We start from the raw sequence: 17273 nt of genomic DNA, 5'->3' as shown, positions 1-17273 counted from the left end.
GTAGGTAGTGCTCTAATGATTAAATAACGATGTAATTGGCCATTTAAACGGGTTAAATGAGCAATTGGTTATGGTGATTGGTATGAGATATGCTGCACATTAAAAGGCAAGTATTTGCCTTGTCAGCTAAGTTTCAATAGCGCTTTAGCTATAAGAATGTGTTTACTTCTGGGGTTGCCTTATTCAACACCTGACGCAGTACCTAAACAGTTTAAAAATTGGCGAAAATACTGGGTGAGAACGCACATTTCATTGAAAAGTCAAACCTAGACCCCAACGATATGCTAGAAATAAAAATGCCGCTCACCTTAAGTGAACGGCATTAGCGATTAAGCTGTTTTTTATTTAACAGTAAGACGTGCTTACATAGTTATCTTACTGAGGTTTTGTTGGACCTGCTGAGCTTTTGCTTATAACACTAGACACCATAGCCGCGCGGCCTGATATCGCATGTTTAGGTCTTTCTTCAAGACTTAATGAAGCTGTTGGTATGTCTCCTACAATTGTTGTTGCAATAGGTTTAGTCATTGGTGAAGATGCTTTACCTTGCTTAACATTTGCAGCTGCCTTTGTTCCTTTTGGCATTTTAGCCTTCCTAACTGCTTTAGGTTTAACTGGAGCAGGTTCTTGTGCTGATATTTCAACTTTAGTATCTGTGACCGTAGAGGTACTCTCTATCATACTAACTTCTTCTGCAGAAACCTCTTCAGTTTTATTAGTAACTTCATTTTCAACAGCTACATCAACTGTAGTATTAGTTTGTTCTAAAACTTCAACTGTTTCTGTAGCAGTAGGCTCAACAGGCGTTGCTTCTACTTTATCCGTTTCTTGAGTAACTTTTTCTACAGCCGGTTTTTCAGGAACTGTGTTTTCGATAACAGGAACTTCAGTAGACAATTCAGAAGTTGTTGCTACTTCAGTAACTATAGCATTTACTTCTTCAACTTTAGTTTCTTTATCGGTTGTTGGAGCAGGCTGTTTAGTTACTACTTCTTGTGATACTTTTTCTTTAGCTGAAGCTGGTTTAGCTTCTTGAACTTCAGGAGTGTTAGCTACTGAAGTGCTTTCCACATTAGTATCATCAAGAGGTAAACTTTGTTGTACTTCACCTGTAGTTGCTTCGACTGCCGTTGTTACTTGAACTTCTGTTGATTCAGGATAACGAGACTCTACAGGATCAGATTTATTTTCTGATGTTACTTCAGTGTTACTTGTATCTGTATCATTATTTTGACGACGTCTTCGCTGGCCGTTAGTGCGTAAATGCCTTGGAGTACGTCTATTTCTAGTACGTTCATCTGTATTAGTCTTTTCAGTTACTGCAACTGGATTTTCATCAATAGTTGTTGTAGCTGTTGCAACAGTATCTAAAGTTACTTTTTCTGCTGTAGGTGCTACTTTAGCTGGCACCACATCGTTTGCTTTGTTTGTTGCTGTCGCTTTAGGAGCTGAGCGTTGATCATTTACTCTTACTTTTTTACGATTATTACGACGTTGTCTACGTTCAGCAACTTTCTCTTCTTTAGGTTTACTGTCTTTATTATGAACAGGCTTACGCGCTGGTTTGTTAGGTTTAACATCTTTAGCTTCAACTTCAGCTTTTGGATGAGAAGTACGCTTCTCGTTACGTTTGTCGTTTCGAGGGTTGCGTTTATTATTTTGTCGGCCTTGTTGAGGTCTACGATTGTTCTCTGTTTTAGGGGCCGGTGCTTTTACTGGTTCTTCAACTTTTTCAGTAACAAATAAGCTCTTTAACCAATTTAAAAGGCCGCCACTTGATTTAGTATTGACTTCTGTTTTAACTGCAGCTGCTTGTACTGGTTGTTGTGCAGGTGCATTTTGTTTAGGAGAAGACATACCCTGTAGAGCGGGTTCGTCTTTCTTAACTGCTTCAGCAAATTTAGGCATTATAGCTTCTTCAACTACCGCTTGTTTGATAGGTAAGTTGTAGCTTGCTTCAGTAATGGTTTCATCTTCTTTTATCCTTACTACTTCATACTGAGGTGTATCCATATGAGGGTTAGGAATAATTAACACATGAACACCGTGATGTTTTTCAACATGCATTACAGAACGACGTTTTTCATTTAACAGGTAAGTAGCAACAGGAACTGGAACATGTGCTTGAACATGCAAGGTGTTCTCTTTAATCGCTTCCTCTTCCATTAAACGAAGTATAGATAGGGCTAAAGATTCAACACCACGTACATGACCTGTACCATTACAGCGAGGACATACACCTTGGCTAGTTTCACCAATTGATGGACGTAAACGTTGGCGAGACATTTCAAGTAAACCGAAACGAGAAATACGACCTAGTTGGATACGTGCTCTGTCTGGTCTAACTGCATCGCGCATTCTGTTTTCAACTTCACGTTGATGACGTACTGGTGTCATATCGATAAAATCGATTACTACAAGTCCACCTAAATCACGAAGTCTTAATTGACGAGCAATTTCTTCAGCTGCTTCTAAGTTTGTATTAAATGCTGTTTCTTCAATATCTCCGCCTTTTGTTGCTCTAGCTGAGTTGATATCGATAGAAGTCATTGCTTCAGTAGGATCAATTACAATTGAACCGCCAGAAGGTAAACGAACTTCACGTTGGAAAGCTGATTCAATTTGAGATTCAATTTGGTAATGAGTAAATAAAGGAACGTCATTTGTGTAGAGCTTAACTTTACTAATAAAGTCTGGACGAACAACTTCAATATGCTTTTTAACTTCTTCAAATGTTTTAGGGCGATCAATTAAAATTTCGCCGATATCACGTCTTAAATAGTCACGAATTGCTCTTTTTATAACATCAGTTTCTTGATGAATTAAAAATGGAGCAGGGCGATTTTCTGAGGCATTTTCAATAGCTTTCCAATGATGTAAAAGAACACTTAAATCCCATTCTAATTCATCATATGCTTTACCTACACCTGCAGTACGAACAATAAGTCCCATGCCTTTAGGTAAATTAAGTTTACTTAACGAATTTTTAAGATCAGTTCTTTCGTCGCCTTCAATTCTACGAGATATACCACCTGCTCGAGGGTTGTTAGGCATTAATACCAAATAACTTCCCGCTAAACTGATAAAGGTAGTTAGTGCAGCGCCTTTTTGGCCACGCTCTTCTTTATCAATTTGAACAATAACTTCTTGTCCTTCGTGGAGTACTTCTTTAATGCTTGGTCTGCCTTGAAAAGAATATCCTTTAGGGAAGTATTCTCTAGCAATCTCTTTCATTGGTAGGAAGCCGTGACGATCAGCACCATAGTCAACGAAGGCAGCTTCTAAAGATGGTTCGATACGAGTAATTTTAGCTTTGTAAATATTTGCTTTTTTTTGTTCATGGCCAGGGCTTTCTATATCTAAATCATATAGTTGCTGTCCGTCAACGAGGGCTACACGCAATTCTTCTGATTGGGTAGCATTGATTAACATACGTTTCATAGTTGTGTGACTCTTTTTTAGTCACAGCAATCAATTTGCTTGGTACACAAAGCAATCTTGGTAAAGTAAAACAGCAATTCGTCAACCTCTCGGTTGTCAATCTTAATACGCCATATTACGTAGTAAGCTGTTATAAAATCTGATTGTATTAATCTAACTATGATAATAGATCATAGTGAATATATTTCTTTATGTTCTTCAGCATGAGTGCTGTGTAAATTTTAGTAAAGGTTTTTAGCGATGGGTAGTTGACACGATAGTTTTATCGTTTTTGTCTTTCTCTACATCTGAAATTATTCATTTACTAAATATTGTTACAATGGTTCTTATGCGCTGGATATAATGTTTATGTAGTCTCTTTAACTGTTTACATTTGTTAGATGTGCTAAATGTTACAATAGGCCATTCAATTAAAATGTCGTTTTATTCATCTCGAATAACGCATAGTAAAGTAGCCGCATCATATCTCTTACGTTTCGCTCAGAACTTCCATTTATTAGGATAGTACTTATTCAAAATACTAACCTCTTTATTATCCCATTATATTGTTATATTTAGCAATGAAATACCTAATTTAATTCGCTTAATTATCAAATGAACTGTGATAAACTTACCTTATTGAAAGAAAATGATAGTAATTAATCGATTGAAAGAAACTAATACGGATGAAAATGATAGACCTAAAGTTAGGTTTATTACAATTGACAGTGAAGATGCTGGTCAACGAGTTGATAATTTTTTAGTTAAAACACTTAAAGGTGTTCCTAAAAGTCATATCTATAGATTATTACGTAAGGGCGAAATTCGTGCGAATAAAAAACGTATTAAACCTGAATATAAATTAGTTGATGAAGATATTTTACGAATAGCTCCCATCAGATTAGCTGAAAAAACTGATACAGTTTCAACACAGCTCAACATAGTTGCTAATTTAGAAAAACAAATATTGTTTGAAGATGAGCGTTTAATTGTTATTAATAAACCTTCAGGTATGGCTGTTCATGGTGGTAGTGGTTTAAGTTTTGGTTTAATTGAAGCAATGAGAGCCCTTAGACCTGATGCCCGAATGTTAGAGCTTGTGCATCGTTTAGACAGAGATACTTCCGGCTGTTTAGTTATTGCTAAAAAACGTTCGGCGTTAAGAAACCTTCATGAGCAACTACGCAATAAAACGGTTCAAAAGTTTTATCATGCTTTAGTTAAAGGCCAATGGTCTGCAAAAGTGACTAAGGTAACTGAAGGTTTGAGAAAGAACGATTTAAAATCAGGTGAACGCGTTGTTATTGTAGATAACATTAACGGTAAAGAATCAGAAACACGTTTTAAAATTTTACAGCAATATCAAAATGCCACTTTAGTTAGAGCATTTCCTGTAACAGGTAGAACACATCAAATTCGTGTTCACTGTCAAGTTAAAGGGCATGCAATAGCATGTGATGCAAAGTATGGTAATGAAGCCTTTGATGCTGAAATGAAATTAATCGGCCTTAAACGCTTGTTTTTACATGCTGCAAGTATTGAATTTACTCATCCTTTAAGTAATGAGCGAATGAAGGTTGAAGCGCCATTAGATGCCGATTTACAAAAAGCCTTAAATAAATTAGTGAAAGCGCGAGGGTAAAAAGAGTAATGCCAAATTACAAATTAGTTATTTTTGATTGGGATGGCACCTTAATGGATTCGGTAGGGAAGATTGTTTTATCGATGCAAGCCGCAGCTAGAGTATTAAATTTAACCCCCGCCACTTTTGAACAAGGTAAAAGTATTATCGGTTTAAGTTTAAGTAAAGGTATTGAGCAATTATTTCCTCAAGCTTCTATTGAGTTACAAAACAAGATAGAAAAAGAGTATAAACATCAGTATTTAGAAGTAAATAATACGCCAACTCCTTTATTTGATAATGCATTAGAATTACTAACAAGCTTAAAAGAAAGTAATATTTTACTTGCCGTCGCTACTGGAAAAGCAAGACCCGGATTAGAACGCGTGTTAAATATGACTGAAACAGAACATTTATTTAATGCAACACGCTCAGCGAGCGATTGCCGTTCAAAACCTGATCCTGAAATGATCACATCATTATTAACTGAGCTTAGTATAGATGCATGTGATGCAGTAATGATAGGTGATACTAGTTTTGATATGGAAATGGCAAAACATGCGAATGTTGACCGCATTGGTGTTAGTTTCGGTGCTCATACTATTGATGTACTTAATCAGTTCGAACCTAAAGCGATTGTTCACTCATTAGATGAGTTAGAAAAGCTTTTAATACCTAAAAACAGCACAATTTAAACACGTTATAAATAAGCAAAACTTTAAAGCTATTCCTTTATTAATAAAGGGATAGCTTTTTTAATTTATAGAATAGTTATTTATTGCTCACTTAACACATCAAAACCATGTTGTTTAAATAAGCTGACTAACTTAATAAGAGGTAAACCTATTAGAGTATTAGGGTCTTCACCCTCGAGCTTTTTAAATAGGCAGATACCTAGCCCTTCACTTTTAAAGCTTCCTGCACAGTTATATGGCTCTTCAGCTTTTATATAGTTTTCAATTTCTGTTTGAGATAGTTCATTAAAGTGTACAATAAAAGGTTCAACCAATGAATGTACTTTATTGGTTGAGCTGTCTAAAACACAAAGGCCAGTATAAAACGTTACTGCTTTACCGCTAAACTTAGTCAGCTGTTTTACGGCGTTATCAAAGTTATGGGGCTTTCCTAATATTTCGTCATCGCATAAAGCGACTTGATCAGAACCTATAATAAGGGCATTAGGAAAATTAGAAATTGCTTGGGCTTTCTCTATAGCAAGTCGTTCAACAAGTTCTATAGGGCTTTCACCTTTATGAGCCGTTTCATCTATATTAGGTTTTGCACATTCAAAGGGGATATTTAACTTCTGTAATAATGTTTTACGAAAAGGGGAGGTAGAACCCAATACAATTGTTCTAGAGGCCATTAACTTGTCTCAATAAAAATAATGTTAGTGTTAATATAGAGACAATATTAACTTTTTAAAGCAATTAATGTAATTTTCTTTTGACACATCAGGCTCAGGGCATTAATATGCGCGGCTTATGAAGAATCTTAAACTCCCGATAACGATAGATCCATTTAAAAGTGCCCAGCGAAGGTTGGAGTGCGAAGGTGTGTTTAAATTATCTGGAATGAATAGATTGCTTGCTGTGTGTGAATCAAGCAGTGAGCAAGTTAAAGCTAAGTTTAGTTTTAATGTGGATGAACGCGGGCTGAATGTACTTTCAGGCGCTGGTTCGGCATTAGTTAAACTTACTTGTCAGCGTTGCACTGAAGCGTTTGAATATGAATTAAAAGCGGATTTCGTTTTTAGTCCTGTTAAAAATCAAGATGCAATTGCTGAATTGCCGTCATATTATGACGCAATAGAATTAGATGAAAATGGTGAAGTTAATTTACTTGAATTACTGGAAGAAGAATTTTTAATTTCTATCCCATTAATTCCCAGGCATGAACCTAAAGATTGTTCAGCTCCGGCTGACAGCGTTTGGGGTGAACTACCTGAAGAGTTAGAGAAACCAAATCCATTTGATGTATTAAAACAACTTAAATAGTTGAATTTATTTAACTCAATAACCGAATTTAGGAGTAGGTAATGGCAGTTCAAAAGAGCAAGAAGTCTCGTTCAAGACGTGGCATGCGCCGTTCACATGATGCTTTAACCACTGAAAACTTATCAGTAGATCCAGTTTCAGGTGAAACGCATCGTCGTCACCATATAACAGCTGATGGCTTTTACAAAGGCGTTAAAGTAATTAACAAATAGTTTAAAACTATATTGTTATCAAAAATCACTATTTTTTCTAGCTGATATTTTGGAATGTTCTAGTGTTTCTAACTTTTCCATATAAAAAGTAATGAGTGCTCTAATGTTTATATTAAACAAAATAACAATTTTATGAGTAGTGATTGTAATCTAACAATTTCGTTAGATATTATGGGGGGCGATAAAGGCCCCCTAATAACTATTCCTGCTGCAATTATGGCTATTCAAAAAATGCCTAATTTGCATCTTATTCTTTGTGGCGATGAATCTCTCATTTCACAAGAACTTGCTAAAAACAACCTTACAAATTCCCCCCAACTTTCTATTTGTCACTCAACTGAAACGGTTGAAATGGATGAACTACCCGCTAGTGCGCTAAGAAACAAAAAAAATTCATCAATGCGTAAATCTATTGATTTAGTTCGAAACAATAAAGCTCAAGCTTGTGTTAGTGCAGGAAATACAGGAGCTTTGTTTTCTATAGCTCATTATGTATTGAAGATGTTACCTGGTGTGGAACGTCCTGCTCTTATTTCAGCTTTACCTACGCATGACGATAATAAACATGTTTTTATGCTAGATTTAGGGGCAAATGTTTTCTGCGACTCTAATGTACTTTATCAGTTTGCTATTATGGGATCTGTTTTAGCTGAAGAAGTTGATGGCATAGAAAGCCCTAAGGTTGCCTTATTGAATATGGGCACTGAAAACATTAAGGGCAGTGATCACATCAAGTTTACCGCCGCTCAGTTAGAGGCAAACCCTTATATTAATTATATTGGTTTTGTTGAAGGGAATGATATTCTATCTAATAAAGCTGATGTCATCGTATGTGATGGTTTTGTGGGGAATGTTGCCCTGAAAACCTGTGAAGGGGTAGCATTAATGGTTTATAGCAAATTTAAATCTGTATTATCTCAACATATGTTTACGCGTTTACTAGGTAAGTTTTTTGCTTCAACAATTAAAAAGCTTTTTAAATCGTTGAACCCCGACCAGTACAATGGTGCAAGTTTGATAGGATTGCGTGGCATTGTGGTGAAGAGCCACGGAAATGCAAGTTCATTGGCATTTCTTGCTGCAATTATGGAAGCAGCTAAAGAGGTGGAACGACAAGTTCCAGATAAAATAAGAAAAAAACTGGAACAAAGCTTAGCTGATTAATTTTTTATCATGTTATATAAAACAATAACATTCAATTAGAACATTCAATTAGAATATAATTAGGTACTAAAAATGCAAAATAATTTGGCGTTTGTTTTCCCTGGACAAGGATCTCAAGCTGTTTCTATGCTTGCTGATTTTGCCGATGAAACCGTTATCCAAAATACCTTCAAAGAAGCTTCACAAGCTTTAGGTTATGATGTTTGGCAACTTGTTTCTGAAGGGCCTGCAGAAAAACTCAATCAAACAAACTATACGCAACCAGCGTTATTAACAGCAAGTGTTGCTTTATGGCGTTTATGGTCTGCTAAATCTGATATTAAACCTGCTACATTAGCAGGCCATAGTTTAGGTGAATACTCTGCACTGGTTTGCGCTGATGTTATTGACCTTGGTGCAGCCGTTAAACTTGTTCAAAAACGTGGTGAATTAATGCAAGCTTCTGTACCTGAAGGTGTAGGTGCTATGGCTGCTGTTATCGGTTTAGGTGATGCAGAAATTATTGCCGCATGTGAACAAGCTCAAGAACAAGAAGTGGTGTCAGCGGTTAACTTCAATTCTCCAGGGCAAGTGGTTATTGCTGGTCATAAAGCAGCAGTAGAGCGCGCTGGTTTATTATGCAAAGAAGCTGGAGCTAAACGCGTATTACCTCTTCCTGTGAGTGTTCCTTCTCATTGTGCTTTAATGAAGAGCGCAGCAGATGAATTAGCGAAAGAATTAAATAACATTACTTTTAATACTCCAATTATTCCCGTTATTAATAATGTTGATGTTACCGTTGAGAGTTCAGCAGAAAAAATTAAAAGTGCACTGGTAAGGCAGTTATATTCACCAGTACGCTGGACAGAAACGATTGAATTATTAGCAAAAAATGGCTGTACACAGGTTTTAGAAATAGGGCCAGGTAAAGTTTTACAAGGTTTATTAAAAAGAATAGATAAATCAGTTTCATGTGAATCAGTTAATGATAATGCATCATTAGCTAAAGCATTAGAATTAATTAAATAGGTTTAAATATGTTTTCATTAGAAGGTAAAGTCGCTTTAGTTACAGGTGCCAGTCGTGGTATTGGTAAAGCTATTGCTAGTCAATTAAAAAATTTAGGCGCAACCGTTATTGGTACGGCAACTTCAGAAGGCGGTGCTGATAAAATTAGTGAGTATTTAGGAGAAGGTAACGGCCTAGTATTGAATGTAACAGACAATGATTCTATTGCTGCTTTATTCGATAATATTAAAGATAAATACGGTGCTATAGACATTCTTGTCAATAATGCAGGAATTACTAAAGATAATTTATTTATGAGAATGAAAGATGATGAATGGCAAGATATTATTGATACAAACCTTTCGTCTGTATTTAAGTTAAGTAAAGCAGCTATTAGACCTATGATGAAAAAACGTAACGGTAGGATCATTAATATAGGTTCTGTTGTAGGTAGTATGGGAAATGCAGGTCAAGTTAACTATGCAACGGCTAAAGCGGGCTTATTAGGTTTTACTAAATCTCTTGCAAGAGAAGTAGCTTCTCGTGGTATTACGGTTAATACAGTTGCACCAGGTTTTATTGATACAGACATGACTCAAACATTAACAGATGAGCAAAAAGAAGGTATATTTTCGCAAGTACCAGCGAATCGTTTAGGTAAGCCAGAAGAAATTGCTAACGCAGTTGCTTTTTTAGCTTCAGACACAGCAGCTTATATTACGGGCGAAACATTGCACGTTAATGGCGGTATGTACATGTTATAGTTGATTTTATCATTTATAAAATCTATTATATATTTTAAATGCCATCTGATTGGACCAGTGATAAAAATAAAATTAGTTACTTGCAAGCTAAGCTTTTGGCGAATACACTACATGCAATTTGAAAAATAGCATTTTCTAGTAAAGGAAAAAAAATGAGTACTATCGAAGAACGCGTAAAAAAAATTACTATTGAGCAATTAGGTGTAAGTGAAGCAGAAGTTAAAACTGAATCTTCATTTGTTGACGATTTAGGTGCTGATTCATTAGATACAGTAGAATTAGTTATGGCGTTAGAAGAAGAATTTGATACTGAAATTCCTGACGAAGAAGCTGAAAAAATTACTACAGTTCAAGCAGCTATTGATTACGTAAACGCTAATCAATAATTGTTATATATTTAAGGCGGTTATTACACCGCCTTAAATATTTTAAAATTACTATTCGTAGTTATATAGAACATTTATTTACGAATAAAATCCTTTCAAATATTCTTTTCTATCGGAGGCAACTCATCCTATGCGGCGTGTTGTAGTTACCGGTCTAGGTATGTTAAGCCCTTTGGGCAACAATCCTGAAACAACTTGGCAAAACTTACTACTTGGTAAAAGTGGTATTAGTGATATTCAGCATTTTGATACAACTGAGTACCCTACAAAATTTGCAGGTTTAATCAAAGATTTTAATGCTGAAGACTATATGGCTCGTAAAGAAGCCAAAAAAATGGATCTATTTATCCAATATGGTGTAGCGGCTGGTGTGCAAGCAATTCAAGATTCAGGTTTAGAAATAACTGATGAAAATGCTATGCGCGTTGGTGTTGCTGTTGGTGCTGGTATTGGTGGTTTAGGATTAATTGAAGAAAATTTCGAGAAAATGCTTAAAACAAGCCCTCGAAAGCTTTCACCATTTTTCGTTCCCTCAACCATTATAAATATGATTGCAGGGCACTTATCTATCATGCACGGCCTTAAAGGTCCTAATATATCAATTGTTACTGCTTGTACAAGTGGTGTTCATAATATTGGACATGCAGCCAGAATGATTGCTTATGGTGATGCTGATGCAATGCTTGCTGGCGGTGCTGAAAAAGCTTCAACCAAAATGGGAATGGGTGGATTCGGTGCAGCAAGGGCTTTATCTACAAGAAATGATGATCCTCAAGCCGCTTCAAGACCTTGGGACAAAGACAGAGATGGCTTTGTTTTAGGTGATGGTGCTGGTGTTCTTATGCTTGAAGAGTATGAACAAGCTAAAGCTCGTGGCGCTAAGATTTATGCTGAACTTGTAGGTTTTGGTATGAGCGGCGATGCTTATCATATGACATCACCTCCTGCTGATGGTGCTGGTGCCGCTTTAGCAATGGCGAACGCTATTAATGATGCAAAAGTTGATGTAGCAAAAATTGGATATATTAATGCTCATGGTACATCGACCCCAGCTGGTGATATTGCAGAAACCAATGCCGTTAAGTCAATATTTGGTCAACATGCTTCTAAAGTTATGATGGGTTCTACTAAATCTATGACAGGGCATTTATTAGGTGCAGCTGGAGCAGTAGAAGCAATATTTAGTATTCAAGCATTAACAAATAATGCAGTTCCACCTACGATTAATTTAGATAACCCTGATGAAGGGTGTGATTTAGATTATATTGCGCATACGGCTAGAGATGTTTCTTTAGATTACGTATTGTGTAACTCGTTTGGTTTTGGTGGTACAAACGGTTCATTAATTTTCAAAAAAATGTAAATAGATGTCAGTACAGCATTGAGTGTTATTTAACACTTGAATCAAAGTAATGAAACCTGAATACTTGTTTACAATTATTCAGGTTTTTTATTTTATGCTATTTAATTGATGAACATATCCTCACAAATTCTATTTTTTGTGTTATTCACTTCTAATAAATAATAAACTACATCTTCTATGTTTGTACGATTAATCTAAGTGTTTAAATAACTATGTATTTCCAATCAGTTAATGGACAACAAGTTAACCATATATCTGTAAATGATAGAGGTTTAGCTTATGGTGACGGTATATTTACTACGGCTAAAGTGAGCAATGGTCAAATAGAACTTATACATCAGCATATAAATCGTTTAAAAATGGGCTGTTGTTTATTTAAAATCTTAGATGTTGATTTTATTGCTTTAGAGAATGAACTCATTGAATGTTGTAAAACTTATGATTTGGCTGTGCTTAAAGTCGTTATAACGTCAGGTGAAGGTGGGAGAGGTTACTCTCGGGTTGGTGTTAGTCGTCCAAATATTATCATTAAAGTATCGGAGTTTCCGACTAAATACCTTCACTGGTCACAATCAGGTATTACAGTAGCCGATGCCACTATTAAGTTAGGTATTAATCCTTTATTTTCTGGGGTTAAGCATTTAAATAGGTTAGAGCAAGTTTTGATCAGAGATGAGTTAGATCAAACGAATTACGATGATTTACTCGTATTTAATATATTCGATGAAGTTATAGAAACAACTTGCGCAAATGTTTTTTGGTTTGATAATGGAGAGCTTTTTACACCTGAAATTAAAAATAGTGGCGTAGCAGGTCTTCAACGGTCTGAGGTCTTGAGAAAATACCCTGCTACTCAAGTGATTAAAGCAAAGGCTGCTGATATCCAAAGAGCGCAATCAATGTTTATTACTAACTCTATTATGGGAATAGTTCCGATAATAAATTATGCGGGTAATAAACTTAATATTGACCAAGTTCATCAATTTAAAGCACTTATAGCGAACATTAATTCATGCTAAAAAAGTTAGTTTTTTCTGCCATTTTAATTCTCATATTACTTCCTGTAGCTTTATATAGTTACATAAACCACGAAGTACATAAGAAAATACCTCTGCTTGAGCCTGAACTTATTACGATTAATAAAGGCACAACGATTAGCTCTTTTTCTAGAGAACTTGTAAAGAAAGGTTGGATAGAGACTAACTTTTGGCTTAAAGCTTATATTAAGTTAACCCCAGAATTAAGTGCTTTAAAGCAAGGCTCATTTCTTATTCCAACAGGCATTAACTACGTTGATCTAATCACACTTCTCGTTAAAGGCAAAGAACATCAATTCGCTATAACCTTTATCGAAGGCAGTACATTAAAAGACTGGCTAATAGCTTTGGCAAACGATAAAAACTTAACACAGAAAACAAGCGATCTTTCTGTGAATAATGTGGCTGAATATTTAGGTGTAGAGCATCAAAATGCAGAAGGTTTATTTTTCCCTGATACCTATTTTTTTACTTCGGGGACTTCAACATTAGAAATACTTCGTAGGGCGAATAAAAGAATGACTAAAGAATTAGAATCTCTATGGAATGAAAGGGATCCTGATTTACCTTATGAAAACGCGTACGAAGCGTTAATTATGGCTTCCATTATTGAAAAAGAAAGCGCCTTACAAAGTGAGCACCCTGTTATTAGCTCTGTTTTTATTAATCGGTTAAATAAAAAGATGCGTTTGCAAACTGATCCCACGGTTATTTATGGCTTAGGTGATCGGTATAAAGGGGATATAAAACGCGTTCATCTTCGAGAAAAAACAGCGTATAACACCTACCGTATTCACGGTCTCCCACCTACACCCATTGCTATGCCTGGAAAGCTAGCACTAAAAGCAGCAATGCATCCAGATACAACCGATTATTTATATTTTGTTAGTGATGGTTATGGAAAACATGTATTTTCAAAAACATTGAAAGAACATAACAAAGCAGTAGCTGAATATTTGTTAGCGACTAAAAGTAAATAGCCAAGTAATATCTAGTGATCACTAGCTGGCTTAGTTATTATATACTTGGTTTTAATAGTAAAATACTAGGGGCTGTTGACCTTTAAGATATGTTTTTGCAGCAGTCTGTTTGATTTTTATACGAGATATAGTGATTCATGTGTGGTCGTTCCACATAAAATCACTATAACGATCTAGAAATATCAAACAGGCGCTGCCCAAGGGGTCATTTAAAAGCGATTTATTCTTCGTTGCCTACATGGTTGTAGGTACTTAGATTATGCAGGAACATAAAATCTGTAAACCTTGTTTACATAGATGACTATGTGACAAAACGTTTACCTTGCCTGCACGGATGCAGGTACTTAGGTTTTGTTTGGAACGTAAAACCTGTGACTAAAACGCTTTTAAATTGAACAAAAATCATACTCGAAAGATCAACAGACCCTAATGATAAATAAAACAATGTACTGCGAGATAATTTAATGAATAAAGGCTTTATGCTTGTTTGCGACGGTAGTAATGGCGCAGGTAAAACAACAGTAATTAAAACAATTGAACAGTATCTGAAAAATAAAGGATTAGATGTTGTTGTAACACGAGAGCCAGGTGGAACTCCTATAGGTGAAAAAATCAGGGAAGTGATACTTGATCCTTCAACGCCTGAAATGTGTAATATGACCGAGTTAATGTTATTTGGAGCAGCTAGAGCGCAACATATAACTGAAAAAATAATCCCTGCATTAACAGCAGGTAAAGTGGTTATTTCAGATCGTTTTGATGCTGCAACCTTTAGTTTTCAACATTACGCCAGAGGTATTGATTTAGATATTATTCGTAAAATTAATAACATGGCGTTAAATGGTTTTTCTCCAGATATGAACATTATTTTAGATCTTGATCCTATATTAGGTCTTGAACGAGTAAAACAACGTGGGGAAGGGCTTGACCGTTTAGAAGATGAAAGAATGGAATTTTTAGAAAAAGCACGTAATGGTTATTTAACGCAAGCTAAACAAGCCCCTGATAAATTTACCGTGATAGACGCATCAAAAAAGCAAGAAGAAGTGGCTAAGCTTGTTATTGATGTTGTAGATAAGATTATTGAAAAAAAAGCACTTTTATAACGTAGAATACAACGTTTTTACACGCATAAATTATTGCATATAGGTTATATATGAAAAGCTGGCTAGCTAAAGAACAAACTTTATTCTCACAGCATATTACAGCAGGAAACTTACCTCATGCCATCTTAATAAGTGGAGTGAAAGGGAGTGGTAAAGAAGACTTAGCAAATTGGTTAATTCAAGTAATTCAATGTAAAAACGTTATTCAAGGCGCTATTTTACAACCTTGTCGTCAATGTAAACATTGTAATCTATTACTCAAAAATAACTATCCGGATCACTCTACAGTAATACCTGAAAAAAGCTTGCTAGGAATTGATAGTGTAAGAAAGGTCAGCACATTTTTTGAAAAAACAGCGCAAATAGGTAAGATCAAAACGGTACTTATTCCTGAAGCTGATAAAATGACTGTCGCAGCCGCCAATGCATTACTGAAAACTTTAGAAGAGCCGACAAATAATAGTATTATCGTTTTATTATCAGACGAACATGATACTTTATTACCAACCATTATTAGCCGGTGCCGTTTATTTGAAATAAGACCGCCTTCAGGTGAACTATTAGCTCAGCATATAAATGTTAATAACAAAAATCATAGTGCTTTTATTAATTTAAGTCACTTACCCGAATTAAGCAGTGATGAAATAGCCAATGAATATTTACTCTTTGAACAGACTTTTTTAAATTTTCTGACAAATAAAGAGGGAGTAACAGCAGTCATTAAAATGGTTGCAAATTCACCCCATGGTTTACGTTGGTTAGAAAAGGTTATTACAAATGCAATGAGGGGACTTTGTGGTTGGGAAAGTAGTATACAGGTCGAAAATCAGTCTAATTTACTAAATAATAATATTTTATGGCATATTTACAATCAAATAGTCGCTACAATAAGTCAGAGTAAAGAGCTAAGTCAGGTAAATGATCAATTTATGATTGAAAAACTGATTATAGATATTGATAATAGTTTATCTAATGTAAACACTGGGAGTAAGCATTGAAAAGTATATATTTAGAATTTATTTCAGAGCGAGAGCTATATCAATCTTACATGCCATTTTTAAAAAACGGTGGGCTTTTTTATAAAACGAACGCCAAGTTTGAATTAGGCACAGAAGTGATACTTGAAGTTTGTTTACCTGATGCTTTAGAACATTCAGAAGTTAAAGGTGAAGTTTGCTGGTTAACACCTATAAGTTCACAAAGCGGAACACCTGCAGGAGTTGGCGTTAGTTTTACTGATGATCCTGAAAATATAAGAAATCAAATTGAAAAATATATAGCGCGTTTTTTAAATTCGTCTGATCCTACCTTAACTATGTAGTTATTATTAGGTTGTTAAATTAATAACCTAATACCTTTCTTTTACCCTTTGTTAATTCACTATTATTGGAGTGTAGTTTGTTTATAGATTCACATTGTCATTTAGACCGTTTAAAACTTGAAGAATTTGACAATAATTTAGATAAGGTTATTGAGTCCGCAGCACAGGCAAATGTTGAACATATCCTTTGTGTAAGTGTTACTTTAAAAGATTTCCCTGCTATGGCAGACATTACGGAGAAATATGAAAATGTATCTCTATCATGTGGCATGCATCCTTTAAATCAAGAAGATAAAGTTGATGAAGATGAACTACTTACATTGTCACAAAACGAACGTGTTATTGCTGTGGGTGAAACAGGGCTTGATTATTTTTATGCACCTGAAACCAAAGAAGTACAGTTAGACTCTTTCATTAAGCATGTAAGGGTTGCCAATAAAGTAAATAAACCTCTAATTATTCATACACGTGATGCACAAGAAGACACTTTGAAAGTACTGCGTGACGAAAATGCACAAAACGTAGGTGGTATTTTACATTGTTTTACTGAAAGCTGGGAAATGGCTAAACAAGCTATTGATTTAGGCTTTTATATTTCTTTTTCTGGTATTGTTACTTTTAAAAATGCAACAGAACTAAGAGAAGTGGCTCAAAAAATACCAGACGATAGAATACTGATTGAAACCGACTCCCCCTATTTAGCGCCAGTTCCTCATCGTGGTAAACAAAACCAGCCAGCTTACGTGGTTGAGGTTGCAAAACATCTTGCGAGTATTCGTGGTCAATCAGTGGAGCACATAGCAAAAATTTCAACACAGAACTTTAATACGCTATTTAATCTCTAGAAGCATAGATATTATTATATATCGTTACATTTGTTTTGAAAAAACAACTATATAAAACAAAAGATGTGCC

At 35.3% G+C, this 17273-nt stretch carries 17 protein-coding genes; 15 read left to right on the top strand and 2 right to left on the bottom strand.

Going from position 1 to position 17273, the window contains the following annotated elements; translation table 11 throughout:
* Positions 1–375: 375 nt before the first annotated feature.
* The gene (rne, locus tag ACM9HF_RS04885; RefSeq protein ID WP_473614943.1) at positions 376–3441 is read right to left on the bottom strand and encodes a ribonuclease E; all 3066 of its coding nucleotides are present in this window, start codon (positions 3439–3441) and stop codon (positions 376–378) included.
* Positions 3442–4069: 628 nt separating this feature from the next.
* On the opposite strand from rne, the gene rluC reads away from it, so the two are divergent.
* Positions 4070–5062, top strand: a complete 993-nt coding sequence (rluC, locus tag ACM9HF_RS04880; RefSeq protein ID WP_473614938.1) for a 23S rRNA pseudouridine(955/2504/2580) synthase RluC — start codon at positions 4070–4072, stop codon at positions 5060–5062.
* Positions 5063–5070: 8 nt separating this feature from the next.
* Positions 5071–5736 (top strand): HAD-IA family hydrolase, encoded by a 666-nt coding sequence (locus ACM9HF_RS04875; RefSeq protein ID WP_473614934.1) that lies wholly within the window; start codon positions 5071–5073, stop codon positions 5734–5736.
* A gap of 80 nt (positions 5737–5816) precedes the next feature.
* Here the strand turns inward: ACM9HF_RS04875 and ACM9HF_RS04870 are convergent, their stop codons facing one another.
* Positions 5817–6407: a Maf family protein gene (locus tag ACM9HF_RS04870; RefSeq protein ID WP_473614931.1), complete on the bottom strand. Its 591-nt coding sequence runs from the start codon at positions 6405–6407 to the stop codon at positions 5817–5819.
* 118 nt (positions 6408–6525) lie between these two features.
* Here ACM9HF_RS04870 and yceD point away from each other — a divergent pair, with 118 nt between their 5' ends.
* From yceD to ACM9HF_RS04805, 13 genes are all read left to right on the top strand, one after another.
* Complete coding sequence (yceD, locus tag ACM9HF_RS04865) at positions 6526–7038, top strand: 23S rRNA accumulation protein YceD (RefSeq protein ID WP_473614927.1); 513 nt, start codon at positions 6526–6528, stop codon at positions 7036–7038.
* A gap of 41 nt (positions 7039–7079) precedes the next feature.
* Positions 7080–7250: a 50S ribosomal protein L32 gene (gene rpmF, locus ACM9HF_RS04860; RefSeq protein WP_473614924.1), complete on the top strand. Its 171-nt coding sequence runs from the start codon at positions 7080–7082 to the stop codon at positions 7248–7250.
* Positions 7251–7382: 132 nt separating this feature from the next.
* The gene (plsX, locus tag ACM9HF_RS04855; protein ID WP_473614921.1) at positions 7383–8414 is read left to right on the top strand and encodes a phosphate acyltransferase PlsX; all 1032 of its coding nucleotides are present in this window, start codon (positions 7383–7385) and stop codon (positions 8412–8414) included.
* Between the two features lie 72 nt (positions 8415–8486).
* Positions 8487–9422, top strand: coding sequence for an ACP S-malonyltransferase (gene fabD / locus ACM9HF_RS04850; RefSeq protein WP_473614917.1), 936 nt, complete (start codon positions 8487–8489; stop codon positions 9420–9422).
* Positions 9423–9430: 8 nt separating this feature from the next.
* Positions 9431–10165 (top strand): 3-oxoacyl-ACP reductase FabG, encoded by a 735-nt coding sequence (gene fabG / locus ACM9HF_RS04845; RefSeq protein ID WP_077342834.1) that lies wholly within the window; start codon positions 9431–9433, stop codon positions 10163–10165.
* Positions 10166–10317: 152 nt separating this feature from the next.
* Positions 10318–10551, top strand: coding sequence for an acyl carrier protein (gene acpP, locus ACM9HF_RS04840; RefSeq protein ID WP_076417854.1), 234 nt, complete (start codon positions 10318–10320; stop codon positions 10549–10551).
* Between the two features lie 130 nt (positions 10552–10681).
* The gene (fabF, locus tag ACM9HF_RS04835) at positions 10682–11914 is read left to right on the top strand and encodes a beta-ketoacyl-ACP synthase II (RefSeq protein WP_473614910.1); all 1233 of its coding nucleotides are present in this window, start codon (positions 10682–10684) and stop codon (positions 11912–11914) included.
* Between the two features lie 212 nt (positions 11915–12126).
* Positions 12127–12933 (top strand): aminodeoxychorismate lyase, encoded by an 807-nt coding sequence (pabC, locus tag ACM9HF_RS04830; protein ID WP_473614907.1) that lies wholly within the window; start codon positions 12127–12129, stop codon positions 12931–12933.
* Entirely contained in the window at positions 12927–13931 is a 1005-nt protein-coding gene (gene mltG / locus ACM9HF_RS04825) for an endolytic transglycosylase MltG (RefSeq protein ID WP_473614903.1), read from the top strand. The genes pabC and mltG overlap by 7 nt, the downstream gene beginning before the upstream one ends.
* A gap of 464 nt (positions 13932–14395) precedes the next feature.
* The gene (gene tmk / locus ACM9HF_RS04820) at positions 14396–15037 is read left to right on the top strand and encodes a dTMP kinase (RefSeq protein WP_473614900.1); all 642 of its coding nucleotides are present in this window, start codon (positions 14396–14398) and stop codon (positions 15035–15037) included.
* Between the two features lie 50 nt (positions 15038–15087).
* Positions 15088–16035 carry a DNA polymerase III delta subunit-related protein gene (locus ACM9HF_RS04815; RefSeq protein ID WP_473614897.1) on the top strand — a complete coding sequence of 316 codons (948 nt, stop codon included), beginning with the start codon at positions 15088–15090 and terminating at the stop codon, positions 16033–16035.
* Positions 16032–16358, top strand: coding sequence for a PilZ domain-containing protein (locus ACM9HF_RS04810; protein WP_473614893.1), 327 nt, complete (start codon positions 16032–16034; stop codon positions 16356–16358). Before ACM9HF_RS04815 ends, ACM9HF_RS04810 begins: the two co-directional genes overlap by 4 nt.
* A 77-nt stretch (positions 16359–16435) precedes the next feature.
* Positions 16436–17203 carry a TatD family hydrolase gene (locus ACM9HF_RS04805; protein ID WP_473614890.1) on the top strand — a complete coding sequence of 256 codons (768 nt, stop codon included), beginning with the start codon at positions 16436–16438 and terminating at the stop codon, positions 17201–17203.
* The last annotated feature ends 70 nt before the right edge of the window (positions 17204–17273 follow it).

Source organism: Colwellia sp. RE-S-Sl-9 (assembly GCF_048296855.1).
Taxonomy (GTDB): Bacteria; Pseudomonadota; Gammaproteobacteria; order Enterobacterales; family Alteromonadaceae; genus Pseudocolwellia.
The sequence above is the reverse complement of the archived record's forward strand: the minus strand, read 5'-3'. Positions and strand labels throughout refer to the sequence as shown.

Bases quoted from the DNA above. Each gene is read 5' to 3' on its own strand.
- rne (WP_473614943.1), bottom strand. From the start codon at position 3,441: ATGAAACGTATGTTAATCAATGCTACCCAATCAGAAGAATTGCGTGTA.
- rluC (WP_473614938.1), top strand. From the start codon at position 4,070: ATGATAGTAATTAATCGATTGAAAGAAACTAATACGGATGAAAATGAT.
- ACM9HF_RS04875 (WP_473614934.1), top strand. From the start codon at position 5,071: ATGCCAAATTACAAATTAGTTATTTTTGATTGGGATGGCACCTTAATG.
- ACM9HF_RS04870 (WP_473614931.1), bottom strand. From the start codon at position 6,407: ATGGCCTCTAGAACAATTGTATTGGGTTCTACCTCCCCTTTTCGTAAA.
- yceD (WP_473614927.1), top strand. From the start codon at position 6,526: ATGAAGAATCTTAAACTCCCGATAACGATAGATCCATTTAAAAGTGCC.
- rpmF (WP_473614924.1), top strand. From the start codon at position 7,080: ATGGCAGTTCAAAAGAGCAAGAAGTCTCGTTCAAGACGTGGCATGCGC.
- plsX (WP_473614921.1), top strand. From the start codon at position 7,383: ATGAGTAGTGATTGTAATCTAACAATTTCGTTAGATATTATGGGGGGC.
- fabD (WP_473614917.1), top strand. From the start codon at position 8,487: ATGCAAAATAATTTGGCGTTTGTTTTCCCTGGACAAGGATCTCAAGCT.
- fabG (WP_077342834.1), top strand. From the start codon at position 9,431: ATGTTTTCATTAGAAGGTAAAGTCGCTTTAGTTACAGGTGCCAGTCGT.
- acpP (WP_076417854.1), top strand. From the start codon at position 10,318: ATGAGTACTATCGAAGAACGCGTAAAAAAAATTACTATTGAGCAATTA.
- fabF (WP_473614910.1), top strand. From the start codon at position 10,682: ATGCGGCGTGTTGTAGTTACCGGTCTAGGTATGTTAAGCCCTTTGGGC.
- pabC (WP_473614907.1), top strand. From the start codon at position 12,127: ATGTATTTCCAATCAGTTAATGGACAACAAGTTAACCATATATCTGTA.
- mltG (WP_473614903.1), top strand. From the start codon at position 12,927: ATGCTAAAAAAGTTAGTTTTTTCTGCCATTTTAATTCTCATATTACTT.
- tmk (WP_473614900.1), top strand. From the start codon at position 14,396: ATGAATAAAGGCTTTATGCTTGTTTGCGACGGTAGTAATGGCGCAGGT.
- ACM9HF_RS04815 (WP_473614897.1), top strand. From the start codon at position 15,088: ATGAAAAGCTGGCTAGCTAAAGAACAAACTTTATTCTCACAGCATATT.